This is a genomic window from Bacillus sp. PSXD-155 (assembly GCF_049310765.1).
Classification (GTDB): Bacteria; Bacillota; Bacilli; order Bacillales; family Bacillaceae_G; genus Bacillus_A; species Bacillus_A cereus.
This window is the reverse complement of the sequence record NZ_JBMOWC010000003.1, coordinates 44,438-70,430: the sequence shown is the minus strand read 5'-3', so window position 1 is coordinate 70,430 and position 25,993 is coordinate 44,438. Positions and strand designations below refer to the sequence as shown.

The following is a 25,993-nucleotide window of genomic DNA, read 5'->3' as shown; positions in this document are numbered from 1 at the left end:
AGATTGTACTTTATAGTTAAGTAAAGTAAATCTCAACGTAAAGAAATCCAATTATGTCGTTGTCTTAGAAGAATGTAACTACAATCATTGATACAAATAAGATTGTTAAATAATTTAGGGAATAAACAAACATTTGCACAGACCATTTTATGTCATCTTTCTTACGGAATCCATAAAATCCTAAAGCGATCCATCCGATGTTAAGCAGTGTTGCAATTACCATAAATGTTATCCCTAGTCCACTCATATAAAATGGTAGTGGTAATAAACATACTGTCCAAATCATAATTTGGCGTTTCGTAATTTCAAATCCATGAACTACAGGAAGCATTGGAATTCCTGCATTTCGATATTCATCAACACGTTTCATCGCTAATGCAAGGAAATGTGGGATTTGCCAAATAAACATAATTAAAAATAACATCCAAGCAATTGGATGACCTAAAGATGGATCAATTGCTGCCCATCCAATTAAAGGTGGAACTGCACCAGATATACTACCTACAACAGTATTTAGTGTATACTTTCTCTTTGTCCATAAACTATATAGAACAACATATGTGAAAGCACCAATAAATCCCATTAAGACTGCCATTGGTGTTGTTAATAATAAAAATACAAAACCAAGAAGTAATATGACTAGTCCAAATGTAAGTGCAAATCCTGGTTTATACTTTCCAGTAACCGTTGGACGGGTCTTTGTTCTTTCCATTAATGGATCGATGTCTCGATCAATGTAGTTGTTTAAACAACATACCCCTGCCATAACTAATCCAGAACCAACGATTGTAAAGAATAACTTATCCAGATTGTCCATTACACTTAATCCATTAAAGTGTAATGCCAACCAAAATCCTGTAAATACAGTAAGTGTATTTGAGTTTACAATCCCCATTTTAACGAGTGCTTTTAAATCTTGTATCCGAGTTGTTTCCGGTACACTTGTAACAGCGGACTCATCATGCAGCTCACTTGTTGCATGGTTCATCACTCTAACCCCCTCTTAAAACTTTCATCTTTCTTTTTGCGCCTATTTCAAATGAAATAATTCGCTTCTATATAGCAATATTATTACAGTAGAAACATTGTTAACCCATTCTACTACTAATCTACGCCCATACTCCAATATATTAAATCATATTTCCCGAACATTTTGTGAAGAAAACATGAACTTTTTGTGTCGAATATAAAAAACTTCATTCTGACTTGTCCTTATCATAACATGATGTTACCTTCTATAATAAACTATTTTATCCTATTTAACACGTATTCTCCCCATTTCTTTTCAAAATAGCCTATTTTTCACCTAATTTTTTCCTTAGGAACCCTGTTTTTACACCTATTTTCTCCCCCTTTCCTTTCCCCTCCATTTCTTTGCTATTTTATTATTTTTTATATATCATAGGAACTAGCGCATTTTATTCTATACATAATGGAATGAAAATATTTCGCAATAACTTCATAGCAGAAAGATGGTGAAAGAGATTGCAACGCTTTATTAAATGGTTAGCAGTCATTACAAGCCTTGATTTATTAATAGTTTTATTAGGAGGCGCTTTAGTTACAAAAACAGGTTCTGGTCAAGGTTGTGGTAAATCATGGCCACTTTGTAACGGTGAATTTGTTCCATCTAATTTATCAATGGAAACTATTATTGAACTTAGCCACCGATTAACATCAGGATCAGCTGGAATTCTTGTCACTCTCCTTTGTATTTTGTCCTGGAAATATTATAAACATGTGCGTGAAACAAAAACGTTAGCAATTTTATCCTTCGTATTTTTAGTTGCACAAGCATTAATGGGAGCAGCAGCAGTTGTTTGGGGACAAATGCCAGCTGTACTTGCTATCCATTTCGGTATTTCCTTAATTTCATTTGCTTCTGTCATTTTATTAACGTGTCTTATCTTTGAAATTGACCAAAAATTTGATGCACGTTCTCTTATTATGGACAAAAAAATGAAATTTCATATTTATGGTGTAACAATTTACAGTTATATCGTCGTCTACACAGGTGCTTTAGTACGTCACGAACGAGCTAGCTTAGCCTGTCCAGACTTTCCTTTATGTAGCAAAAACAGACCTATGCCAACTCAACTACATGAATGGGTTCAAATGGGCCATAGAGTTGCAGCAATGTTAATTTTCGCTTGGATACTTTACGCGATGATTCTCGCTATTCGTCATTACAAACAGCAACCTGTAGTATATTGGGGATGGATCATTTCATTTATCCTTGTTACACTTCAAGCTGTAGTAGGAATTTTAGTTGTATTTACAAACGCTAGTTTAGCAATGGCATTGTTACATTCTCTATTCATTTCTTGCTTGTTTGCCGTACTATGCTATTTAGTTATGTTAGGAACAAGAAGTAAAGTGAATGCAAAAGAAGCTGGATCAACTTCTAAACAAACAAAATAATTTAAAACTAAAATCCCTTGCCAATTCGGCAAGGGATTTTTTGCAATAAAGAAAAGAGCTGTATTTACACAGCTCTTTTTTTATTTTAGTGATCTAATTCAATAAGTAAATCACCCGTTTGAATTGCATCACCATCGTTAACATATACTTTTTTCACTTTACCATTGAACGGCGCTTGAACTGTCGTTTCCATTTTCATCGCTTCTGTAATTGCCATAGAATCGCCTTTTTTCACTTCATCGCCTTCTTTTACAACTACTTTAATTACCGTTCCTGGCATTGTTGCACTAATGTGATTTGGATTTTCACGGTTTCCTTTCACACGTTGTGCAACTGTTGCTTTCACACTCTCGTCTTTCACGACAATTTCACGTGGTTGACCATTAAATTCCAAGTAAAGGACACGATTTCCATCCGGCTGTGGTTCTCCAATTGATACAAGTTTAACCATCAATGTCTTACCTTGTTCAATTTCCACATCAATTTCTTCACCTAGTCTCATACCATAGAAGAATGTCGGTGTATCAAGTACAGATACATTTCCATAAAGCTCAGCAACTTTTTCATAGTCCATAAATACTTTTGGATATAATGCATATGCAACTACATCAAAAATTGTTACTTCGCGTCCAAGTTTATGGAATAATTCTTCTTTTAACGCGTCGAAATCTACTGGCTCTAGTAGTTCACCTGGTCTTACTGTTAACGGCTCTTTCCCTTTTAAAATAATCTTTTGCAATTCTTTCGGGAAACCACCGTACGGTTGACCTAAATCACCAGAGAACATTTCAACAACAGATCCAGGGAAGTCCAAAGCATGTCCACGCTCTAAAACATCTTGTTCTGTCAGGTGGTTTTGAACCATAAATAACGCCATATCGCCAACAACTTTTGATGATGGTGTTACTTTTACAATATCTCCAAACATGTCATTCACACGACGGTACATTACTTTCACTTCATCAAAGCGATCTCCTAAACCAACCGCCTTCGCTTGTTGCTGAAGATTACTATACTGTCCACCTGGCATTTCATGCATATATACCTCTGTGTGAGGTGCATTCATACCACTTTCAAACGGTGCATAGTATTTGCGTACATCTTCCCAATAATGAGATAGCTTTTCTAAAGAATCGATATTAACATCTGGTTGTCTTTCATTTCCACCTAGTGCATAGAATAATGTGTTCGCACTCGGTTGTGACGTTTGACCAGCCATAGAACTCACTGCTACATCGACAATATCAACACCTGCTTCAATTGCCTTCGTATACGTTAATATACCATTTCCACTCGTATCGTGCGTATGCAGGTGAATCGGAATCGATACCGTCTCTTTTAATGCTGAAACTAAATCATATGCTGCGTTTGGTTTTAGTAAGCCAGCCATATCTTTAATACCTAAAATGTGAGCTCCCGATGCTTCCAACTCTTTTGCTAAGTTTTTATAATAATTCAAATCATATTTACTACGTAATGGATCATGAATATCTCCTGTGTAGCACATTGTTGCTTCTGCAATTTTACCAGTATCTCGTACAGCATCAATTGCAACTCTCATACCTTCTACCCAGTTTAAACTATCAAAAATACGGAACACATCAATGCCTGCTTGAGCAGAACACTCCACAAATTTTTGAATTAAATTATCTGGATAGTTTTTGTAGCCAACTGCGTTTGACGAACGTAGTAACATTTGAAATAAAACGTTCGGCATTTTTTCACGAAGATCTAGTAATCGTTCCCATGGATCTTCTTTTAAGAAACGATACGCGACATCAAACGTTGCACCGCCCCACATTTCAGCTGAGAATAGGTTTGGTAACATTCTCGCTGTTGGCTCTGCAATTTGATGTAAATCTTTTGTACGAATACGAGTTGCAAGTAATGACTGATGTGCATCACGGAATGTTGTATCCGTTAAAAGTACACGGTTTTGATCCTGTACCCATTTTACTAATCCATCTGCTCCACGCTCGTCCAAAATTTGTTTCGTTCCATTTTGGATTGGCTCTGAATGTTTTAAACATGGAATACGAGCATCTGGGAATATTGGCTTTTCTTTTTTCCCTACTCCTGGGAAGCCATTTACTGTTACTGAACCAATATAATTTAACATTTTCGTTCCGCGGTCTTTACGTTTCGGGAATAAGAATAGTTCAGGTGACACATCAATAAACGAAGTATCATATTCTCCTGATAAGAAGTTTTTATGTTTTACTACATTCTCTAGGAATGGAATATTTGTTTTAATACCACGAATACGGAATTCTTTTAAGTTACGTTCCATTTTTGCAGCAGCTTGCTCAAAAGTAAGTGCCCAAGTTGTAACTTTTACAAGTAAAGAATCGTAGTATGGTGTAATAACTGCACCTTGGAAGCTATTTCCTGTATCAAGACGCACACCAAAACCACCGCCTGATCGATACGCCATAATTTTTCCTGTATCCGGCATAAAATTATTTAGTGGGTCTTCAGTTGTTACACGAGATTGAATTGCAAATCCGTGTACAACCACTTCCTCTTGCTTCGGAACACCTACTATTTTACTATGTAATGCATGTCCATCAGCTATTAAAATTTGTGATTGAACGATATCGACTCCTGTGATCATCTCTGTAATCGTATGTTCTACTTGAACACGTGGATTTACTTCAATAAAGTAAAACTCATCATCTTTTACAAGGAATTCTACTGTTCCTGCATTTAAATAGTTTACATTTTTCGTTAACTTCACAGCAGCATCACAAATACGCTGACGCAGATCATCTGAAAGTGATACACTCGGTGCTATTTCTACAACTTTTTGATGACGACGTTGTACAGAACAGTCACGCTCGTATAAATGAACAACATTGCCTTCTTCATCGGCTAAAATTTGTACTTCTATATGTTTAGGTTTTTCAACGAATTTTTCGACGTAAACTTCATCATTACCAAAGGCTGCTTTCGCTTCTGATTTTGCTCGATTATATGATTCTCCTAATTCCTCACTAGTACGCACAATACGCATACCACGACCGCCACCACCAAGGGACGCTTTAATAATAATCGGGTAATCATACTTTTCAGCAAATTTTTCGACTTCTTCTAATGAATCTACTGGACCATCACTACCAGGTATAACTGGAATTTGTGCTAGCTGCGCTTGTGTTCTTGCTTTCACTTTATCTCCAAACATATCTAAATGCTTACTTTTCGGACCGATAAAGATAATTCCTTCTTCTTCGCAACGTTTCGCGAATTGAATATTTTCTGACAAGAAACCATATCCAGGGTGGATTGCATCTACATGATTACTTTTTGCAATCTCAATAATGCCTTCAATATCTAGATAAGCATCAATTGGTTTTTTTCCTTCCCCAACTAAATAGGACTCATCGGCTTTATAGCGATGATAAGAACCACTATCCTCTTTCGAATAGATTGCAACTGTTTTTAATCCAAGTTCCGAACAAGCTCGAAACACACGAATTGCAATCTCTCCACGGTTAGCTACCAATACTTTTTGAATACGTTGCAGCTTTGTCATGATTTTCCCCCTCTACTTTCCTACCACTCTAGAGATAAAATATATACACACCTTAAAAAGCGTGAAGTTCTTCACTTTCCACATTATATTATACTTAGAAAGCTTCACTTTATTTTTATCCATCATACCTTATTTTTTAACAAATGATAAGTTTTCTGTGCAATTTGTTTCACAAAAATAGTATAGCATACCTCTTCCTTTTCTAACAACTTAATTGTATATCACATTTAAACAAATGTGATATATCTTTTAACTGAAAGAGAAATTAATACATCATATTTAAAACTACTTGAAAATAAAAAACACATCATGCTCTAAAGCACGATGTGTTTTTTATTTTACAACTACAAGATGTGGTCCATTTTGTTCTCTTTCTTTTATTACCTCATTCTGCTGTTTTTCTTCTCGTTTTACATGACTAGCAATATTAAGTAGTATTCCCATCGCAAGTAGATTAGCTAATAAAGAACTACCACCGTAGCTGACAAACGGTAATGGTACTCCTGTAAGTGGTATTACTCCAGACATACCACCAACATTAATAAACGTTTGAACTCCAAACAAGCTTGCAATTCCGATAGCTATTAAACTTCCAAATGGATCTGTACATTTTTGTGCAACTCTAAATGACCGAATAATAATAAGTAATAAACAGATTAAAATGATAGCTACACCTATAAAACCAAGTTCTTCAGATATAATTGCCATTATAAAATCCGTTTGCGGTTCTGGTAAATAACCATATTTTTGTACACTATTCCCTAACCCTCTACCATTAAGCCCTCCAGAAGCGATTCCAATAAATGAATTCACTAATTGAAACCCATCCTTTTGAGGATCATTAAACGGATCAAGGAAAACAGAAAAACGCGCCTTTTGATATGGATTTAATGCATAATTACCAAGAAGATATAGTGCCGGAATCCATACTATAGAAGTTAAAGCAATTCGTTTAATCCATAAGTTAACCTGTACTCCCGAACAAAGAAACATAATTCCTACTGTTCCTGCAATTAACAAATCAGTACCTAAATCATTTTGCTTTAATATTAAAAACATGATTATACCAACACCAATAAGTACTGGACCTGACCCTTTGGAAACAGGTGTATTCGTTTCTTGTCTTTTGGCAAAGAAATGAGCTAAGACAAGAATAACTGTTATCTTAACAAATTCTGCAGGCTGTATTCCAAATATCCAGCCGTTTGCACCGTTTACTTTCTTAGTGAAAAAGGCAGCTGCAGCTAATAAGGCAATACTAGCACCGTAACTCCCCAACAAAAAAATTCGTTTTCTCCAAACTTTATATGGGATAGTAGCAATAATTATTAATACTATTGTCCCAACAACTAAAGTAATTAATTGTCTTTTAAAAAAGAAATTTGCTGGTTTATCAAACCTCGAAATCGCAACAATGGAACTAGAACTATATACCATTATTACTCCCAGCACACATAAGATAACAAGAGGAAGTAACAATGAATAATCCATTGATTTCCATACTTTTTTCATTTCATTTCCTCTTTCTGTTTCAATTTAATTATTGTTGTATTCCATATGTACATTGATTCTTCCTGCTTTATTATACAAATAAAAAGCCCAAACTAATTTAGTTTGAGCCCCCTTATTTGAACCCGTTATTGTTGTTTGTTTGTAAACGCTTCATGAAGTGCAGATAACTCACGTTCGAGCTCACCTAACATTGCTTTCCCTTGTTCTTCTGCAATAAGACCAAGGCGAACTGCAAAATCGACCTCGCGGGATAGTCCAAACATTTGTGTGTCTAACACTTCTTCATATAATGGACATTGCGGCATTGTAAGATGGTCCATTTGCACCTTAATAAGTCTTAAAATCTTCTCTGCATCCGCTTGTAGAAGGGCTAGTGCCTTTTCCTGATGATTTGCTACTGTCTCAGACGCCAAATTGATTCCCTCCGTTTCCGTCCTACTCTCCTCTATCCTATCTATTAATATTAGCGATAGTTTTAATAAATTGCAATAGAAACATTTTTTGTGACAACAGTGTCTAATGCTATTATACTGAAAAGTGGGAGTATAACACAAATGGGGGAACAACAATGAGCGAAATTTTATTTATTAACGGAAAAGTACGTTTTCCAATCACTATTGATCCAACTGTTTGGATCTTTGATGATCGAAAAGTAGATTTGACAACTTACTTTGATGAAACTAGAGAAAACACGTCTGAACTAGAAACTTATTTAAAAAACACTTCAGAACATTGGGATCGTGAAATTCGTGATGGTGCTGCCTTCCCGCCGATACAACAAAGTGTAAAGAAATATAAAAAAGAACAGCTAATTACTGGAACATTTGGTATACCATTTCATCCATTCCTTGCTAACGCTGAAATTTTAGAGGACGCTACGCAAGTTGAAATTGAAACGGTAGATCATACAATGACACTTCCATTAGAAACTGTCAAAAATGCTATACTAGGTTTTTCAAAAGAAGGAAAGCCATTAAAAGAAGACGGACCTGTTCATCTCTATTTCAATGATGGATCTAATCGACAAAATCCAATCCGGAACATCCGTAAATTTACAATTATTTAAAGAAAAGGAGTGAGCTTAAGCTCACTCCTTTTTACAATAAATCTGCTGCTAGTTGAGCTAAATTAGATCGCTCCCCTTTAACAAACTTCACATGACCACTAATGCGCTGTTCTTTAAACTTCTCTACAACATACGTTAAGCCATTATTATATTCATCTAAATATGGGTGATCAATTTGCTGAGGATCTCCCATCAATACAATCTTACTCTTTTCCCCTACCCTAGTTAGTATCGTTTTCACTTCATGCTTTGTTAAATTTTGTGCTTCGTCAATGATAATGAACTGATCCGGAATACTTCTCCCGCGTATATAAGTAAGGGCTTCTACTTCAATCGAACCCATTCCAGCTAAAATAGCATCTAACTCTCCTGGCTTTTTCGTATTAAATAAATACTCTAGGTTATCAAAAATTGGTTGCATCCATGGTCTTAACTTTTCTTCTTTTTCTCCTGGTAAATAACCGATATCTTTTCCGACTGGGACAATTGGTCTTGCAACGAGTAATTTTTTATATAACCCTAAGTCTTCTGTTTGCATAAGTCCCGAAGCTAACGCAAGTAACGTTTTTCCTGTGCCGGCTTTCCCCGTTAATGTTACAAGCGGAATATCTTCACGAAGCAACAATTCTAACCCCATAATTTGCTGCACGTTTCGTGGTCGTATCCCCCACACTTGTTCATTGTGAAAAATAAGTTTCTTTACCTTCTTACCTAAGTGATCCACAATGCCAAGCGCAGAACTAGAGCCCCCTAATGCATCTTTCATTACTACAAATTGATTTGGGTAAAAAGGGTGATTCGCAATTTCAGATAGAGGCAATTCACCTTTCTCATAAAAATAATCCAATTGTTCTTTTGATATATATCCTTCTAAAAAGCCAGAATATATATTTTCTACTTCAATTACGCGATCACTTAAATAATCTTCAGCCTTCAAACCAATTGCATCAGCTTTTACCCTTACGAGTACATCTTTACTTACTAAAATAACAGACTTCCCGTCCTCTTTTTCCTGTTCTTCTAAAGATAGATTTTTTGCTACAGCTAAAATTCGATTATCATTTGTTTTTTCTACAAAAATATCTTGTAGTTGCACAAATGAACGATGGTTTAATTCAATACGAAATGTTCCGCCATTTTCTAGCGGGATACTTTCATGCAGCTTTCCTATTTCACGAAATTTATCTATTAACTTAGATACATAACGAGCATTTCGTCCTACTTCATCCATATAACGTTTTTTCGAATCAACCTCTTCTAATACAACTGCTGGAATCACTACTTCATTGGTTTCAAATGAAAAAATAGATAAAGGATCCTGCAAAAGTACATTCGTATCTAACACATAAATTTTATCCAACCTGTTACCCCCTGACTCCACTTTTAAATTTGTAGAACAAGGGTTTCATCCATAAAATATGGACGAACCATTGTTATAATTATATGTACCGTGTAAACGAGGTAGAATCGAAAATCATAGTCATTAAACCTTTTATTTATTCTTTATTCATTTCTATTCAATATATTACTTTTTATTATAATTATTAACGTTAAATCACAATAACCGATTACAAAAGTGAATAAACGAATTTCTTATTTAGCACATTTATAATTCTCTTATTCCTACTAGCACTTCGTTATCCAGCTTTTTGGCCGCCCGAAGATCGTATGTTTTTTCATATGTTGGTTCAATTGCAAGTTTCGCTCCATAAAACATAACATCACGTACTTCTTGCACATTAACTTCTATTACAGTTAATTTCAAAGAAATACCTTCCATTCTATCAGTCAAAATTTCACCTGCACCACTTATAGAAAATACGGATTCATTCGCCATTATAGTCAATACCACACCTGTATTATGACGTATATTTTCCACAATACGTGAACGTTGATCTACTGCAAATCGAATACTAGTTTTGCTCACTGCATACACCCAAGAAATAGCACTTACGTTAGGAACTTGTTTTTCGAAATCTGTCGTTGCTATCATCACAATACACTCTTTACGCAACGTTTGTACTAAACCCTCTGTTAAAGTAGGCTCTACTACATTCGCCATATTTTCACCTCCAAACATACTTGGTATATCCTTATCATAACTTATTTTTTGAATTGCGAAAATATTATTTTTTCCCACTATTATTCAAAAACATTATACTTCCATGATATACTTATACTGATAGAATTCGTATTGAGGTGACGAAATGAGAGTCAAATGTATGATTTGTGATAAAAAAGATATGTTAGATGATGAAAATCCTATGGCAAAAAAACTGCGTAATCGCCCTATTCATACATATATGTGCATGGAATGTTCGGAACGAATTGCAGAGCGTACAATGGAACGTCATGCAAGTGGTAATTTCCGATTATATCGTGATAAAAAAGTCGAAGACGATTGGTAAAATGTAAATAAGTCCTTACTCATATAGATAAGGACTTATTTATATTTTTCAGGTTCACGATTCATTTGATCCAAGAAACAATCAATAGCTTCCAATGGAAACCTTGCAGATTTCCTTTCCCCATTCATTTCATATGTAATTAAATACATTTCCTCGTTCTTTTTAACTTCCACATTTTTTAATTTATGTTCTTCATATATCATATTTTGAAATAACAAATACGTTTCTTTTGCAGCACTATCATCCGGACGTGCTTCCGCAACTGTTTTAATTGTTAACCAATTATATAGTGCATCTTGTACTGAACGCATAAAACTTCGCCCCCTCACCCTGCTTTTTGTTGTTTCGCTTGACGCAAACGCAATCTATAAATTCCAAGTACAATTGCCGCTACAACAAGTCCTTCTCCAACAGGTAAAAATACAGCAAAAAAGGTTAATACTGTACATCCAATTGCTAATGATATGTATATTACTATATTTTTTAGTACAGACAACTTTCTAGCAAATCCTAAATTATAGACGAGAGCACTTAATATAATAATCGTCCCATAAAGTAACCACATTCCTAACTCTGGATTTTCATCAACTTTACATAATTTCGCAAAAAAAGACATTCTTTCTAACACTATTTATCCCCCTTTCTCATAAAAAACAAAATTTCTTTATGTACTTAATACAAGAGTAACCTGCGAAAAAAATACTGTCCACTAAAAAGAGTAAATATTCTAAAAAAATAAACATAAAAAAACAGCTACCTTAAAGGTAGCTGTTTTATTTTTTATGCTTCTACAGATTTCTTTTTCTTAGCAGCTCTTTCACGTTCGCTCTTATCAAGAATCTTTTTACGTAAACGAATTGATTCTGGAGTTACTTCACAGAACTCGTCATCGTTTAAGTACTCTAATGACTCTTCTAGAGTCATTAAGCGTGGTTTTTTCATTGTTGAAGTTTGATCTTTCGTTGCAGAACGAATGTTAGTTTGTTGTTTCATTTTCACAACGTTAACTGTTAAGTCGTTCTCACGAGTATGTTCTCCTACAATCATACCAGCATATACTTCTGTACCTGGTTCAACGAAGATTACACCACGGTCTTCAACTTGCATAATACCGTATTGTGATGCTTTTCCTGTTTCAAGTGAAACTAGAACACCTTGGCGACGTCCACCCACTTGTCCAGCATGTACTGGTTGGTAGCAATCGAATGTATGGTTTAAAATACCGTAACCACGAGTTAATGTTAGGAATTCTGTTGTGTAACCAATTAAACCACGTGCCGGAACCATGAAAGTAAGGCGAACTTGACCGTTTCCGTTATTCACCATATCTAACATTTCACCTTTACGTGCACCCATTGATTCCATAATAGAACCAGTGTATTCTTCAGGAACATCGATTTGTACGCGCTCTACAGGTTCACATCTTACGCCATCGATATCTTTAATAATTACTTCAGGCTTAGATACTTGTAGTTCATAACCTTCACGACGCATGTTTTCAATTAAGATAGATAAATGCAATTCCCCGCGTCCAGATACGATCCATGCATCAGGAGAATCTGTATTATCTACACGTAAACTTACATCTGTTTCTAATTGTGAACGAAGACGCTCTTCAATTTTACGAGATGTAATAAATTTACCTTCACGACCTGCAAATGGGCTGTTATTTACAAGGAATGTCATTTGTAGCGTTGGCTCATCAATACGTAATAATGGTAAAGCCTCTTCATGCTCAACCGGACATACCGTTTCACCTACGTTGATGTCTTCCATACCTGAAACAGCTACTAAATCTCCAGCTTTTGCTTCTTCAATTTCTTGACGTTTTAATCCAATGTAACCGAATAATTTCGTTACGCGGAATTGTTTTACACTTCCGTCAACTTTCATTAAAGCAACTTGTTGTCCAACCTTCATTGTACCGCGGAATACGCGTCCAACTCCAATACGTCCAACGTAGTCGTTGTAATCAAGAAGTGCTACTTGGAATTGAAGTGGCTCTTCGCTGTTATCAACTGGTGCTGGAATATGTTCGATAATTGTATCGAATAATGATTTCATATTCTCTTCTTGATTTGCCGGATTTGAATCCAAGCTTGCTGTTCCGTTCATTGCTGATGCAAATACAACTGGGAACTCTAATTGATCTTCGTTTGCACCAAGTTCGATGAATAAGTCAACTACTTCATCAACTACTTCATCAGGGCGAGCGAAGTCACGGTCAATTTTGTTTACAACAACGATTGGAGTTAAGTTTTGCTCAAGAGCTTTCTTTAAAACAAATCGTGTTTGTGGCATACAACCTTCATATGCATCAACAACAAGTAGAACACCATCAACCATTTTCATGATACGTTCTACTTCTCCACCGAAGTCAGCGTGACCTGGTGTATCTAAAATGTTAATTCTTTTATCTTCATAGTGAATCGCTGTATTCTTCGCTAAAATTGTAATACCGCGTTCTCTTTCTAGATCATTTGAATCCATTGCGCGTTCTTCAATATGTTCATTCGCACGGAATGTCCCCGCTTGACGTAATAACTGGTCAACAAGTGTTGTTTTACCATGGTCAACGTGGGCAATAATTGCTATATTACGTAAATCTTGTCGTTTTTTCAACATGTCCAACTCCTAATGTCTTTTTAATCCTTCTCTATTATAAGAGCGAAGGGGATACAATAGCAATTAAAATAAAAGCAAGAATGAAAATATAGTTGTATTCTCACTTTTGTGAAAGTAAAATGAGATTGGAGGGTGAAGAAATGGAACACATTCAATATCGCTTTTTATTAACCGCAATTATCGGTGTTATTTTCTTAATCGGTATCGGCATTATGATTGCTGAAAATAGTCCAATCGGTATTATTATTTGCATTATCGGTACATTTGTTGCAGTTGGATACGGTTTTGTAACAAAAAGAAAAATGCGCAAATCACAATAACGCTAAAAAGTAAGAAGCTTATACATAGCCTCTTACTTTTTTTGTGGCTCTGATATAAAAGATAACACTTCTTCATACACTCCTGGTTTTGCAACTAGCACACTGCTCTTCTCTATGATAGAAAGTGGCGCTCCAGAGAATGTCGTTACCTTCCCTCCAACTTCTTCTACAATTATCTGTCCTCCGCCAAAATCCCATGGTGATAATCTCGGCGTTACATATGCATCTATTCTTCCTGTTGCAACGTACACCATCTCTAACGCTGCACAGCCATACGATCTCGTGCCCCTTGCTTTCTTAACAAGTGCCATCATACTTTCCATATTAAGCAATGGATTATCTGTAAGCCATATCGCATTTAAAGCTACAATACCTTGCTCTACAGTTCCTTTTTCCAATGGAGGAATTGATATATCATTACAAAAAGCTCCAGATCCCTTGACTGCATGATATAGTTCATCATGTACTGGATCATAAATAAGTCCAATCTTTCCGATACCGTTCTCATAAATCCCAATTGAAATTGCAAAATTTCTTTTTTGATGAACAAAGTTCATCGTGCCGTCAATTGGATCAATTAACCAAACAACCCCGTCAGAAGACGTTATCTCGTCTCCATAACCTTCTTCTCCTAAAATATTATGATTCGGGAATGTTTCTTTAATTTTCCCAATTAAAAACTGTTCTATCTCTCGGTCCATATTTGTAACTAAGTCAGCTGCATTGGATTTTGTTTCTATAATAAGTGCTTTTTTCATGGATGCCATTAAATGCTCTCCTGCATCCCGAATCCACCGTTTGGCGTGTGCATCGATGTCTTTCCATACTTCTTGCATGTTTAAACACTCCGATCTTTACTGTTCACAGAAAAAACGAACCCTTTATAAGGTTCGCACCAACTAATTTTTTATACATATACTATTATTACGCTTCTAAACGAATCATTTCAAGTCTTAACACTTCTAACTTTTGTACACACTCTTCTTTTTTCTGTTTATCATCTTCCATCATCGCATCATATAAAGTTGCTAATTCATAATCTAGCTCCAAACGTAGCACCGGTATTCTCTTTTCGGCATCTGTTCTCTTTAACGCATTAATCACCTGTCTCATATTATTTGCCTCCTCCCAATATTCGTCTGCCCTCGGACTAGAATTAATTAAATTTTCTGATTTTTTGTTTTATACTATACTATGTTGGATAAATCATCTATGCAACAAAATTATATTTTTTTATTTAAATTTTTTTGTGCTGTTTTTTTTATGAATAGTACAAGCTATGCTAAAATAAAAGCAAAATAGGAGTTGGAGGAACAATCATGACAATACAAACATTCAAGTCAACTGATTTTGATGTCTTTACAGTTGATGGTCTCGAAGAACGAATGAGTGCAATTAAAACGAACATTCATCCTAAGCTAGAAGCTTTAGGGGAACAATTTGCAGAATACTTATCCCAACACACTGATGAGAACTTTTTTTATCATGTTGCAAAACACGCACGTCGCAAAGTCAATCCACCAAACGATACTTGGGTTGCTTTTTCAACAAATAAACGAGGATATAAAATGCTACCGCATTTCCAAATCGGCTTATGGGGTACTCATGCCTTCATATACTTTGGTTTAATCTATGAGTGTCCACAAAAAGTTGAGACGGCTCATGCCTTCTTAGAACATTTAAATGATTTAAAAACAAATATTCCAAATGACTTCGTTTGGTCCATTGACCATACTAAACCAAGTGTGAAATTACATAAAACACTTGAAACCGAAGACTTACAAAAGATGATTGAACGACTAGCTACTGTAAAAAAAGCAGAATTATTAGTTGGTATTCATATATCACCAGAGGAGTTTTCAGCAATGACCAACGAACAATTCCTTGCTAAGATTGAATCTACGATGCAATCACTCCTTCCTTTATATGCACTTTGTAATCGATAGTAGAAAACGGACAATTTATATTGTCCGTTTTTAGTTGTTATCACATTATATCACTTCAGTTTTTATTTTTCAAAATATTTTTTACATTTTTACAAGCTTTTGTTCTTCGACTTCCTTTGCTCTTTGAATAGCACGATATATAGAGTATCCACTTACTTCTTGAAACTCTTTATCAATTTTCTTTTCTTCTGCTTTCGATGGAACAATCTCTTTAAAACGACGATATAAACCCATTAATTCTTCTCTTATAATTCCTTTTTCATAAGCTTTCTCAATTGCTTCATAAAACTTCACAATTATAACCATTTCCTCATTTGACCAATCATAATCTAACGGATATTGATATTCCATTTCGCACCTCATTTATCATTTCTTCTTGTTTCATTATGCTATCTTAAAGAGAATGTTTTATTCTTCATTATAGCCACTCTGCATTATACACTATTTATTCATTTTAATGGAATTGTCTTCCTCCATTCATTAGTTGAGGCTAACTATTAAACATACTCACCTTAAAAATATTTTTTTCTATACATCTATAATTATTGGTGATATAATGCTTTTGTTTTATAGAAAATAAAGTGAAGCTACCATCTCAAAACCGATTTTTTGAATGGCAGAAAAACAAGCCTCATTCTAAAAAAAGGACTTACCTTTTTTAGAGCAGGATTATATAAAACAAATTAAATATTATGAAGAAGAAGGGGTGTATAGATTGTCCCAATACGAAACACCATTGTTTACCGCTTTAGTTGAGCACAGTAAGCGAAATCCAATTCAATTCCATATTCCTGGTCATAAAAAAGGGCAAGGCATGGATCCTACATTTCGCGAATTTATTGGGCATAATGCATTAGCAATTGATTTAATTAATATTGCGCCACTCGATGATTTACATCATCCAAAAGGTATGATTAAAGAAGCACAGGATTTAGCAGCCGCTGCATTCGGTGCAGATCATACTTTCTTTTCTATTCAAGGTACAAGTGGCGCTATTATGACAATGGTGATGAGCGTTTGCGGTCCTGGTGACAAAATCCTAGTACCACGAAACGTGCATAAATCAGTAATGTCAGCTATTATTTTCTCAGGTGCAAAACCGATTTTCATGCATCCTGAAATCGATCCGAAACTCGGTATTTCTCATGGAATCACAATTCAATCTGTCAAAAAAGCACTTGAAGAGCACTCAGATGCAAAGGGCTTACTTGTTATTAATCCAACGTACTTTGGATTTGCTGCAGACTTAGAACAGATTGTACAATTAGCACATTCTTATGACATCCCTGTACTAGTCGACGAGGCTCATGGTGTTCATATTCATTTTCACGATGAATTGCCAATGTCAGCGATGCAAGCTGGTGCAGACATGGCAGCAACAAGTGTTCACAAATTAGGAGGCTCTTTAACTCAAAGTTCTATTCTTAATGTGAAAGAAGGCTTGGTGAATGTAAAACATGTCCAATCTATTATTAGCATGCTTACAACTACATCAACTTCTTACATCTTGTTAGCATCACTTGATGTTGCGAGAAAACGTCTTGCTACAGAAGGAACAGCACTCATAGAACAAACAATACAATTAGCTGAACATGTTCGTGATGCTATAAATTCTATTGAGCATCTTTACTGTCCTGGAAAAGAAATGTTAGGTACAGATGCTACCTTTAACTATGATCCTACAAAGATAATTGTATCTGTAAAAGATTTAGGTATTACCGGCCACCAAGCTGAAGTATGGCTTAGAGAGCAATATAACATTGAAGTAGAACTCTCAGATCTATACAACATACTATGTCTTATCACTTTAGGAGACACAGAAAGTGATACAAATACACTTATTGCAGCATTACAAGATTTAGCAGCAACATTTAGAAATAGGGCAGATAAAGGTGTTCAAGTACAAGTAGAGATTCCAGAAATTCCAGTGCTAGCACTTTCTCCTCGAGATGCTTTTTATTCGGAAACAGAAGTCATTCCATTTGAAAATGCAGCGGGTCGTATTATAGCTGATTTTGTTATGGTTTATCCGCCAGGGATTCCAATCTTTACTCCGGGGGAAATTATTACACAAGAAAACTTAGAGTATATTCGTAAAAACTTAGAAGCAGGTTTACCTGTACAAGGTCCTGAAGATATGACATTACAAACATTACGTGTTATTAAAGAGTACAAGCCTATCAGTTGATAGGCTTTTTTTCACCTTTTTTCCTTTTCTTCATACGATACTAAAGAATGTAACGTATAGGTGGGGATACTATTATGATTGTAATAGGCCGTTCTATTGTACATCCTTATATTACAAATGAATATGAGCCATTTGCAGCAGAGAAACAACAAATTTTATCAATAATGGCAGGAAATCAAGAAGTTTATTCCTTCCGAACAGCTGATGAACTCAGCTTTGATCTCAATTTACGAGTTAATATTATTATCTCTGCACTAGAACTTTTTCAAAGTGGATTTCAGTTTCGCACATTTCAACAATCCTTTTGCAACCCCCAGTATTGGAAAAGAACATCCCTTGGAGGATTCGAGCTTCTTCCAAACATACCACCTTCCATTGCCATACAAGATATTTTCAAAAACGGAAAACTATATGGAACTGAATGCGCAACCGCTATGATCATTATTTTTTATAAAGCTTTATTATCATTGTATGAGGAAGAAACTTTCAATCGTCTATTTGCAAACCTTTTACTTTATACATGGGACTACGATCAAGATCTAAGGCTCATAACAAAAAACGGTGGCGATCTTGTTCCAGGTGACCTCGTTTACTTTAAAAACCCACAAGTGAATCCAGCTACGATTGAGTGGCAAGGAGAAAACACAATCTATTTAGGAAATTTCTTTTTTTACGGACATGGCGTAGGTGTAAAAACAAAAGAAGAAATTATTTATTCATTAAATGAACGACGAGTCCCTTACGCTTTTATTTCAGCTTTCTTGACCGATACTATTACCCGTATAGATAGCCGTATAATGAGCCAATACGCTTCTTCTAGTACACCACAGACATCCATAAGCTTTATTCCAATTAGAGATGATGCAATCGTTGCAACAGTTGGCCATACAACTACAATTTATTAAAAAAGCGCCTACACATGTAGGCGCTTTTTCTTATTATTAAGCTTTTGTATGTTCTTTATGGTCACATTCGCAATGAGATCCACATTTCCCGTATAGTACTGTTGATTTTTCATCTTCAAAATGTCCAATTGTTCCTTCACATACTTGGCATACGATTGTTCCCATTTTCATTTCCCCCTGAGTTTTAATAGTAATCTATTTATCTATCATTAAGCTTTCGCATTATCTTTTCTAGCACAGTCACAATTTGTTCCACATTTTCCGTAAAGTACTGTCGTTTTCTCATCTTCAAAATGTCCGATTGTTCCTTCACATACTTGGCATACGATTGTTCCCATTTTTCATTTCCCCCTAAGTTTATGGTCCTAAAAACTTTTAGCTGTCCATTTCCTATCAATTATTGGGCTTTTGTATGCTCTGTGTGATCACATCCGCAAGATCCACATTTCCCGTAAAGTACCGTTACTTTCTCATCTTCGAAGTGTGCAATTGTACCTTCACAATCTTGACATACGATTGTTCCCATTTTTCATTTCCCCCTAAGTTTATAATCCCAAAAACTTTTTGTAACCGCTTAACTTTCTGTCTTTATTTTAATATGTTATACTTTTTACGTCAATAGGTTTTTAGTATAACACATTAAATATTTTAAATTTTAATTAGTATGCGATATTCAAATAAAAAACAGCCATATTTATAAGTACGACTGTTTCACATTAATTATTCTTCATATTCCGCATGTAAAGAAGTTGACGGAACTAGAAATTTGAAAAACTGAGCTAACTCCTTCGCTTCCTCTTCTGATCCTAATTTAAAAATCTCCTGTATATATTGAACATTCTCTACATCATCTCTTCCGAGTAAAGTAGACCTTCCTGTTTGCATACAAACAATGAGCGGTTTTCCAAAAAACATATTTGTATAAATAACACCAAAATCATAACGTGTATCATGTGTCATAAACCCTAAAAATCGTACCTTCACACTTTCATGCTCATCATACAATTTTTCAAACATTGGTTTCCACCTTTCTACATCACGTTTCATTAATAGTATATTAAACAAAACATGTAATACTCCTTTTAATTGTCAAAAAATTCAGCAGGATGTAGAATGATAGTATTCTACTAAGTTAGGGGGAACTTATATGCAACACGCCTTTATTACGCTTGTACCTAAATCCAACCAACAATCTGTTTCAATAGATGATATAAAACAACTTTTTCATTATTATAAAACAGTTACTTCTAAAACTGGGGCCCAAATTAATTACACGTATACAAATACCGCTTTTCCTTATGAAATTTTAGATACATCTACAACGACATTAAAACTTCAATCCAATCATGACCGGTATGACTCAATTTATATTGGTGTTGGTATAGAAAATGAACAATTTTTCATCCAAGTTTCTTTACCACCTAATGCAACATATGGTGACAAAGGGAAAGCAAATGAATTTTGCCGTTTTTTAGCGAAGAAATTAGAAGGAGAGTTACAATTATTTAATGGAAGAACAATGTATTTTTATAAACGTTAATTTAAAAAATAAATAATACGATTAAAAATAGTATACAATTCGAACATGTAAGAAATAACGCTTGCTTTCTTACGTGTAATACAAAATACGCTATTACATAGGCTAAATACAGGAATACGAAAAAAAGAATAACTTTATAATGAAACTTATCACCATTCGATAATGTTAATACAGTGGAAAAGCCACTCCATAGTAGTAAATGATAAAATATAACATGTAATATTTTCATGTAACCTTCTCCTTTGACATGCTCTATTTTATTAATATATGGGGTTAAGTTTGAATCAATTACATATTATAGGATGATATATATTACCTTTGAAGTAAGTTACGCCTAAATCATTTGTTAAAGTATTATATATTCATTCGACAAGTACGTTTAAAGACCTTGCAAGTCATTTGATGAAAATAAAAATAGCCCCTCTCTTACAATAAGAGAGGGGCTATTTTTATTACTTAAATTATTTTACAATGTGAATTGGCATTCCAAGAGCAACTTCAGCTGCTTCCATTGTGATTTCACCTAATGTTGGGTGAGCATGGATTGTTTGAGCGATATCTTCAGCTGTCATTCCAGCTTCGATAGCTAAACCAATCTCAGAGATAATATCAGAAGCACCTGCACCTGCAACTTGAGCACCTACAAGAAGACCATCTTCTTTACGTGTTACAAGTTGTAGGAAACCGTCAGTGCTGTTTAATGATAATGCACGACCGTTAGCAGCGAATGGGAACTTAGATACAGTTACAGTCATTCCAGCTTCTTCAGCTTGTTTTTTAGTGTAACCAACAGATGCTAATTCTGGATCAGTGAAGCATACTGCAGGAATTCCGATGTAATCGATAGCTGATGCATGGCCACTAATTGCTTCTACAGCTACTTTACCTTCGTAAGAAGCTTTGTGAGCTAATGGTGGTCCAGGAACGATATCACCGATTGCATAGATGTTTGGTACATTTGTACGACATTGCTCATCGATTTCGATGATGCCGCGGTCAGTCATTTTAACTCCAACTTGCTCAAGACCGATTTCTTGAGTGTTTGGACGACGACCTACAGTTACTAATACGTAATCTGCTTCTACAGTTTGGATTTCACCTTTAACTTCAAAGCTAACTTTTACGCCAGTTTCTGTTTCTTCAACGCCTTTAGCCATAGCTTTTGTATGGATATTTACGTTACCTTTTTTCTGTAGAGCACGTTTAACAACAGAGCTCATAGCTTTTTCGAAACCAGCTAAGATTTCGTCGCCAGCTTCTACTACAGTAACTTCTGTACCGAAGTTAGCATATGCAGTACCTAATTCCATACCGATGTAACCGCCGCCGATTACAACAAGTTTTTTAGGAATTTCAGGTAAGCTTAAAGCACCTGTAGAGTTGATAACACGTTTAGAGTATTTGAATCCTGGAATTTCGATTGGTGTAGAACCAGTTGCAAGAACAGCATTTTTAAACGTATAAGTTTGAGCTGCATCTTCAGTCATAACGCGTAATGTATTAGCATCTACGAAGTAAGCTTCACCGCGAATGATTTCAACTTTGTTACCTTTAAGAAGGCCTTCAACACCGCCAGTTAATTTCTTAACTACGCCGTTTTTCCATTCTTGAACTTTTGTAAAGTCAACTTTTACGTTCTCTGCAGTGATACCCATGTCATCAGAATGCATTGCATTCTCATAACGATGACCTGCATTGATTAACGCTTTTGAAGGAATACATCCAACGTTTAAGCATACGCCACCAAGGTTAGCTTTTTCAATGATTGCTACCTTTTGACCTAATTGTGCTGCACGAATTGCCGCAACGTATCCACCAGGACCTGCACCAACAACGACTGTATCTAATTCAATTGGGAAATCTCCTACTACCATTGTTATTACGCCTCCATTACTAATAATTGTGGGTCATTCAATAGACGTTTAATTTGGTTTAACGCTTTTTGAGCAGTTGCGCCGTCAATTAAACGATGGTCAAAGCTTAGAGATAATGCTAATACTGGAGCTGCAACGATCTCACCATTTTTCACAACTGGTTTTTCAGCGATACGGCCGATACCAAGGATTGCTACTTCTGGGTGATTGATAACTGGAGTGAACCATTGTCCACCTGCAGAACCAATGTTTGTAATTGTGCAAGAAGCACCTTTCATTTCAGTTGGAGCTAGACGACCTTCACGTGCTTTACCAGCAAGATCATTGATCTCGTTAGAAATAGTGAAGATAGACTTGCGATCTGTATCTTTAACAACTGGTACTAATAGACCTTTGTCTGTATCAGCTGCGATACCAATGTTGAAGTAATGTTTATGAACTACTTCTTGAGATGCATCGTCTAAAGAAGTGTTTAACATTGGGTATTCACGTAATGCAGATGTTAAAGCTTTAACAACGTATGGAAGGTAAGTTAATTTAATACCTTTGTCAGCTGCTACTGCTTTGAACTTCTTACGGTGAGCAACAAGCTCAGTTACATCAACTTCATCCATTAATGTTACGTGAGGAGCTGTATGCTTAGAGTTAACCATTGCTTTCGCAATCGCTTTACGGATACCACTCATTTTCTCACGAGTTTCTGGATATTCACCAGCTGGAATTGGTTGTGCTTTTGGTGCTTCTTCTTTCGCTGCTGCTGGAGTAGCTTCTACTGCTGCTGGAGCCTCAGTTGCTGCTACAGTTTGTCCACCATTTGCAAATGCATCGATGTCAGCTTTTACGATACGGCCGTTCTTACCAGTACCAGCTACTTTATGAATGTCTACACCTTTTTCACGAGCGTATTTACGAACAGATGGCATAGCGATTACGCGCTCATTTACTACTTCTGCAGTTGCTGCTGGAGTAGCTTCCGCTGCTGGAGCTTCTACTGCTGCTTCTTCAGCTTTTGGAGCTTCATCATGATCGTCACCTTTAAATTTAAGGTTTTCGTATCCAGGAGCATCAAATTTAATTAATGTATCTCCTACGATTGCAACTGTTCCTTCTTCTACAAGTACTTCAAGTACTTTACCTTTAACAGGAGAAGGGATTTCTACTACTGCTTTATCATTTTGCACTTCAAGAAGTACATCGTCTTCATTTACTTCATCGCCTGGTTTAATAAACCATTTTACGATTTCACCTTCGTGGATACCTTCACCGATATCTGGTAGTTTAAATTCAAATGCCACGGAATTCAGCCCCCTGATTCATTTCATTATTATGGAATATGTACAAAAGAAACCAGCATGTGCTGATTTCTTTTGCACATGAAAAACTAAAAATTAGAAGTTCATTACTTTGTTTACAGCTTCAACAATATCCTTGTGGTTTGGTAACCATACGCTCTCTGCTTGAGAGAATGGGAATACTGTATCAGCAGCTGCAACACGTACAACTGGAGCTTCTAAGTTTAAGATTGCACGGTCGTTAATTTCCGCTACAACGTTAGCTGCAATACCAGCTTGTTTTTGAGCTTCTTGAACTACAACTACGCGACCTGTTTTTTCAACAGAAGCGATGATTGTTTCGATATCTAATGGTTGAACTGTACGTAAGTCAACAACCTCTAAAGAGATACCTTCTTTTTCAAGTTCTTCAGCAGCTTTTAATGCAGCGTGAACCATAGCACCGTAAGCGATAACAGATACATCTGTACCTTCACGTTTGATATCAGCTTTACCTAAATCAATTGTGTATTCGCCTTCTGGTACATCTTGACGGAATGAACGGTACAATTTCATATGCTCTAAGTAGATAACTGGATCGTTGTCACGAATCGCAGAGATTAAAAGACCTTTAGCATCGTATGGAGTAGATGGAATAACAACTTTTAGACCAGGTTGTTGAGCCACTAATCCTTCTAAGCTATCAGCATGTAGTTCAGGAGTATGAACACCACCACCGAATGGAGAACGAACTGTTACTGGAGCAGTCCAACGTCCACCAGAACGGTAACGCATACGAGCCAATTGACCAGAAATTGAATCCATTACTTCAAAAACGAAACCGAAGAATTGGATTTCTGGAACTGGACGGAATCCTTCAAGTGCAAGACCAACTGCAAGTCCACCAATACCAGACTCTGCAAGTGGAGTATCCATTACACGATCTTCACCAAATTCAGCTTGTAAACCTTCAGTAGCACGGAATACACCACCGTTTACACCAACGTCTTCACCAAATACAAGTACGTTAGGATCATTTTTCATTTCAACGCGTAAAGCATCAGTGATTGCTTGAATCATTGTCATTTGAGCCATGGCTTACTTCGACTCCTTTTCTTTGTAAATTTCATATTGTTCAGCTAAGTTGTAAGGCATTTTTTCGTACATGATTTCCATTAAATCAGTTACTTTTTGTTTTGGAGCTTGGTCAGCCTTAGCAATTGCTTGTTTGATATCTTCTTTTGCTTCTTCGATTACTGTCTCTTCAACTTCTTGAGACCATAGGCCTTTAGCTTCTAAGAACTTACGGAAGCGTACGATTGGGTCTTTTTGTTCCCATTCGTTTTCGATATCTTTTGTACGGTAACGAGTTGGGTCATCACCAGCCATTGTATGTGGACCGTAACGGAATGTTAAAGTCTCGATTAAAGTAGGGCCTTCGCCATTTACTGCGCGCTCACGAGCGAAAGCAGTTGCTGCGTATACAGCTAATGGATCCATACCGTCTACTTGAATTCCGTAAATACCTGCTGCTACTGCTTTTTGTGCTACAGTTTTAGCTGCAGATTGCTTTTCTACTGGAGTAGAAATTGCATAACGGTTGTTTTGAACAACGAAGATTGCTGGAGCTTTGAATGCACCTGCAAAGTTCATACCTTCGTAGAAGTCACCTTGTGAAGCACCACCGTCACCAGTGTAAGTAATTGCAACAGATTTTTTACCACGTAGTTTCATACCTAACGCAACACCAGCAGTTTGGATGATTTGCGCACCGATAATGATTTGTGGAGCTAATGCATTTACATTCTCAGGCATTTGGTTACCCATGAAGTGTCCACGAGAGAATAAGAATGCTTGGTATAATGGTAATCCGTGCCATACTAATTGTGGTACATCACGGTATCCTGGTAAGATGAAGTCTTCTGCTTCAAGTGCGAAATGACTCGCTAATTGAGAAGCTTCTTGTCCAGCTGTAGGTGCGTAGAAACCTAAACGTCCTTGACGGTTTAAAGAAATAGAACGTTGATCTAATACGCGTGTATACACCATACGACGCATTAATTCTTTTAATTGATCATCAGATAATTCAGGCATAGCTGCTTCATTCACAACTTCACCGTTTTCATTTAAAATTTGTAATGTTTCAAATTGAGCTGCGATAGCTTTCATTTGCTCATCAACATTAAATAGGGTCTTTTTTGTTTTAGTACCCATTCCGTTCACCTCTTCCTCTCTTGAACCATATTCTGAAACGCTTTCACTGGCTATTTTCCAGTTTAAAAAGCGCAACGATGTAAACCAACATGTTTGTCTGTCGGTTGAGAATAATTTTGTGTACCTAACAATCTGTACTAATGTTTTTTCAGAAACATATTAATACAATCT

General features: G+C 35.9%; 29 protein-coding genes. 8 read left to right on the top strand and 21 right to left on the bottom strand.

Annotation, left to right across the window (positions count from 1 at the left end; translation table 11 throughout):
- Positions 1 to 64: 64 nt before the first annotated feature.
- Positions 65 to 988, bottom strand: a complete 924-nt coding sequence (ctaB, locus tag ACO6VI_RS03095; protein WP_001015053.1) for a protoheme IX farnesyltransferase — start codon at positions 986 to 988, stop codon at positions 65 to 67.
- A 497-nt stretch (positions 989 to 1,485) separates the two neighbouring features.
- Here ctaB and ctaA point away from each other — a divergent pair, with 497 nt between their 5' ends.
- Positions 1,486 to 2,421, top strand: coding sequence for a heme A synthase (gene ctaA, locus ACO6VI_RS03090; protein ID WP_001188740.1), 936 nt, complete (start codon positions 1,486 to 1,488; stop codon positions 2,419 to 2,421).
- Between the two features lie 85 nt (positions 2,422 to 2,506).
- Here ctaA and pyc read toward each other — a convergent pair whose 3' ends face one another.
- The 3 genes from pyc to ACO6VI_RS03075 form a co-directional block, all read right to left on the bottom strand.
- A complete protein-coding gene (pyc, locus tag ACO6VI_RS03085) occupies positions 2,507 to 5,953 on the bottom strand; it encodes a pyruvate carboxylase (RefSeq protein WP_000164055.1) in 3,447 nt (1,148 codons plus the stop codon).
- Positions 5,954 to 6,286: 333 nt separating this feature from the next.
- Positions 6,287 to 7,465 carry an FtsW/RodA/SpoVE family cell cycle protein gene (locus tag ACO6VI_RS03080; RefSeq protein ID WP_161520100.1) on the bottom strand — a complete coding sequence of 393 codons (1,179 nt, stop codon included), beginning with the start codon at positions 7,463 to 7,465 and terminating at the stop codon, positions 6,287 to 6,289.
- Positions 7,466 to 7,590: 125 nt separating this feature from the next.
- A complete protein-coding gene (locus ACO6VI_RS03075) occupies positions 7,591 to 7,878 on the bottom strand; it encodes a YlaN family protein (RefSeq protein WP_000135694.1) in 288 nt (95 codons plus the stop codon).
- Positions 7,879 to 8,033: 155 nt separating this feature from the next.
- On the opposite strand from ACO6VI_RS03075, the gene ACO6VI_RS03070 reads away from it, so the two are divergent.
- Positions 8,034 to 8,531: a hypothetical protein gene (locus ACO6VI_RS03070; protein WP_001289810.1), complete on the top strand. Its 498-nt coding sequence runs from the start codon at positions 8,034 to 8,036 to the stop codon at positions 8,529 to 8,531.
- Positions 8,532 to 8,562: 31 nt separating this feature from the next.
- Here ACO6VI_RS03070 and ACO6VI_RS03065 read toward each other — a convergent pair whose 3' ends face one another.
- Both ACO6VI_RS03065 and ACO6VI_RS03060 read right to left on the bottom strand, forming a co-directional pair.
- Entirely contained in the window at positions 8,563 to 9,891 is a 1,329-nt protein-coding gene (locus ACO6VI_RS03065; RefSeq protein ID WP_000358083.1) for a PhoH family protein, read from the bottom strand.
- A 246-nt stretch (positions 9,892 to 10,137) separates the two neighbouring features.
- Positions 10,138 to 10,593: a pyridoxamine 5'-phosphate oxidase family protein gene (locus ACO6VI_RS03060; protein ID WP_000024600.1), complete on the bottom strand. Its 456-nt coding sequence runs from the start codon at positions 10,591 to 10,593 to the stop codon at positions 10,138 to 10,140.
- 145 nt (positions 10,594 to 10,738) lie between these two features.
- Here ACO6VI_RS03060 and ACO6VI_RS03055 point away from each other — a divergent pair, with 145 nt between their 5' ends.
- Positions 10,739 to 10,939 carry a YlaI family protein gene (locus ACO6VI_RS03055; RefSeq protein ID WP_001995040.1) on the top strand — a complete coding sequence of 67 codons (201 nt, stop codon included), beginning with the start codon at positions 10,739 to 10,741 and terminating at the stop codon, positions 10,937 to 10,939.
- A 35-nt stretch (positions 10,940 to 10,974) separates the two neighbouring features.
- On the opposite strand, the gene ACO6VI_RS03050 is transcribed toward ACO6VI_RS03055, so the two are convergent.
- The 3 genes from ACO6VI_RS03050 to typA all read right to left on the bottom strand — a co-directional run bounded on the left by ACO6VI_RS03050 (position 10,975) and on the right by typA (position 13,564).
- The gene (locus ACO6VI_RS03050) at positions 10,975 to 11,250 is read right to left on the bottom strand and encodes a hypothetical protein (protein WP_088020435.1); all 276 of its coding nucleotides are present in this window, start codon (positions 11,248 to 11,250) and stop codon (positions 10,975 to 10,977) included.
- A gap of 14 nt (positions 11,251 to 11,264) precedes the next feature.
- Positions 11,265 to 11,567 carry a YlaH-like family protein gene (locus ACO6VI_RS03045; RefSeq protein WP_000893662.1) on the bottom strand — a complete coding sequence of 101 codons (303 nt, stop codon included), beginning with the start codon at positions 11,565 to 11,567 and terminating at the stop codon, positions 11,265 to 11,267.
- 152 nt (positions 11,568 to 11,719) lie between these two features.
- The gene (gene typA / locus ACO6VI_RS03040; RefSeq protein ID WP_000914752.1) at positions 11,720 to 13,564 is read right to left on the bottom strand and encodes a translational GTPase TypA; all 1,845 of its coding nucleotides are present in this window, start codon (positions 13,562 to 13,564) and stop codon (positions 11,720 to 11,722) included.
- Positions 13,565 to 13,704: 140 nt separating this feature from the next.
- Between typA and ACO6VI_RS03035 the strand changes: the two genes are divergently transcribed.
- Positions 13,705 to 13,884, top strand: a complete 180-nt coding sequence (locus ACO6VI_RS03035) for a DUF5325 family protein (RefSeq protein ID WP_000400123.1) — start codon at positions 13,705 to 13,707, stop codon at positions 13,882 to 13,884.
- 32 nt (positions 13,885 to 13,916) lie between these two features.
- On the opposite strand, the gene ACO6VI_RS03030 is transcribed toward ACO6VI_RS03035, so the two are convergent.
- On the bottom strand, positions 13,917 to 14,720 hold the full coding sequence (locus tag ACO6VI_RS03030; RefSeq protein ID WP_053563733.1) for an inositol monophosphatase family protein: 804 nt from the start codon (positions 14,718 to 14,720) through the stop codon (positions 13,917 to 13,919).
- An 88-nt stretch (positions 14,721 to 14,808) separates the two neighbouring features.
- Positions 14,809 to 14,997 carry a hypothetical protein gene (locus ACO6VI_RS03025; protein WP_001250164.1) on the bottom strand — a complete coding sequence of 63 codons (189 nt, stop codon included), beginning with the start codon at positions 14,995 to 14,997 and terminating at the stop codon, positions 14,809 to 14,811.
- 206 nt (positions 14,998 to 15,203) lie between these two features.
- On the opposite strand from ACO6VI_RS03025, the gene ACO6VI_RS03020 reads away from it, so the two are divergent.
- Positions 15,204 to 15,830 (top strand): YktB family protein, encoded by a 627-nt coding sequence (locus ACO6VI_RS03020; RefSeq protein ID WP_000155318.1) that lies wholly within the window; start codon positions 15,204 to 15,206, stop codon positions 15,828 to 15,830.
- 81 nt (positions 15,831 to 15,911) lie between these two features.
- On the opposite strand, the gene ACO6VI_RS03015 is transcribed toward ACO6VI_RS03020, so the two are convergent.
- Positions 15,912 to 16,181, bottom strand: a complete 270-nt coding sequence (locus tag ACO6VI_RS03015; RefSeq protein ID WP_000456546.1) for a UPF0223 family protein — start codon at positions 16,179 to 16,181, stop codon at positions 15,912 to 15,914.
- 364 nt (positions 16,182 to 16,545) lie between these two features.
- Here ACO6VI_RS03015 and speA point away from each other — a divergent pair, with 364 nt between their 5' ends.
- Positions 16,546 to 18,018, top strand: a complete 1,473-nt coding sequence (speA, locus tag ACO6VI_RS03010; protein ID WP_000084899.1) for an arginine decarboxylase — start codon at positions 16,546 to 16,548, stop codon at positions 18,016 to 18,018.
- 74 nt (positions 18,019 to 18,092) lie between these two features.
- Positions 18,093 to 18,923: a protein-glutamine gamma-glutamyltransferase gene (locus ACO6VI_RS03005; RefSeq protein ID WP_000635337.1), complete on the top strand. Its 831-nt coding sequence runs from the start codon at positions 18,093 to 18,095 to the stop codon at positions 18,921 to 18,923.
- A 36-nt stretch (positions 18,924 to 18,959) separates the two neighbouring features.
- On the opposite strand, the gene ACO6VI_RS03000 is transcribed toward ACO6VI_RS03005, so the two are convergent.
- The 4 genes from ACO6VI_RS03000 to ACO6VI_RS02985 form a co-directional block, all read right to left on the bottom strand.
- The gene (locus ACO6VI_RS03000) at positions 18,960 to 19,088 is read right to left on the bottom strand and encodes a GapA-binding peptide SR1P (protein WP_000536796.1); all 129 of its coding nucleotides are present in this window, start codon (positions 19,086 to 19,088) and stop codon (positions 18,960 to 18,962) included.
- Between the two features lie 44 nt (positions 19,089 to 19,132).
- Entirely contained in the window at positions 19,133 to 19,261 is a 129-nt protein-coding gene (locus tag ACO6VI_RS02995) for a GapA-binding peptide SR1P (protein WP_000536803.1), read from the bottom strand.
- A 59-nt stretch (positions 19,262 to 19,320) separates the two neighbouring features.
- Positions 19,321 to 19,449 carry a GapA-binding peptide SR1P gene (locus ACO6VI_RS02990; RefSeq protein ID WP_000536778.1) on the bottom strand — a complete coding sequence of 43 codons (129 nt, stop codon included), beginning with the start codon at positions 19,447 to 19,449 and terminating at the stop codon, positions 19,321 to 19,323.
- 194 nt (positions 19,450 to 19,643) lie between these two features.
- Positions 19,644 to 19,940: a DUF3055 domain-containing protein gene (locus tag ACO6VI_RS02985; RefSeq protein WP_000462038.1), complete on the bottom strand. Its 297-nt coding sequence runs from the start codon at positions 19,938 to 19,940 to the stop codon at positions 19,644 to 19,646.
- 130 nt (positions 19,941 to 20,070) lie between these two features.
- Between ACO6VI_RS02985 and ACO6VI_RS02980 the strand changes: the two genes are divergently transcribed.
- Entirely contained in the window at positions 20,071 to 20,463 is a 393-nt protein-coding gene (locus ACO6VI_RS02980; RefSeq protein ID WP_001163297.1) for a DUF1885 family protein, read from the top strand.
- Between the two features lies 1 nt (position 20,464).
- Here ACO6VI_RS02980 and ACO6VI_RS02975 read toward each other — a convergent pair whose 3' ends face one another.
- The 5 genes from ACO6VI_RS02975 to pdhA form a co-directional block, all read right to left on the bottom strand.
- Positions 20,465 to 20,692, bottom strand: a complete 228-nt coding sequence (locus tag ACO6VI_RS02975) for a hypothetical protein (protein WP_000697470.1) — start codon at positions 20,690 to 20,692, stop codon at positions 20,465 to 20,467.
- A gap of 232 nt (positions 20,693 to 20,924) precedes the next feature.
- Positions 20,925 to 22,337, bottom strand: a complete 1,413-nt coding sequence (gene lpdA / locus ACO6VI_RS02970; protein ID WP_000260104.1) for a dihydrolipoyl dehydrogenase — start codon at positions 22,335 to 22,337, stop codon at positions 20,925 to 20,927.
- A 5-nt stretch (positions 22,338 to 22,342) separates the two neighbouring features.
- On the bottom strand, positions 22,343 to 23,632 hold the full coding sequence (gene pdhC, locus ACO6VI_RS02965) for a pyruvate dehydrogenase complex dihydrolipoyllysine-residue acetyltransferase (protein WP_000863420.1): 1,290 nt from the start codon (positions 23,630 to 23,632) through the stop codon (positions 22,343 to 22,345).
- A 93-nt stretch (positions 23,633 to 23,725) separates the two neighbouring features.
- Complete coding sequence (gene pdhB, locus ACO6VI_RS02960) at positions 23,726 to 24,703, bottom strand: pyruvate dehydrogenase complex E1 component subunit beta (protein ID WP_000068163.1); 978 nt, start codon at positions 24,701 to 24,703, stop codon at positions 23,726 to 23,728.
- A gap of 3 nt (positions 24,704 to 24,706) precedes the next feature.
- Positions 24,707 to 25,822: a pyruvate dehydrogenase E1 component subunit alpha gene (pdhA, locus tag ACO6VI_RS02955; RefSeq protein WP_000536895.1), complete on the bottom strand. Its 1,116-nt coding sequence runs from the start codon at positions 25,820 to 25,822 to the stop codon at positions 24,707 to 24,709.
- Positions 25,823 to 25,993: the final 171 nt, after the last annotated feature.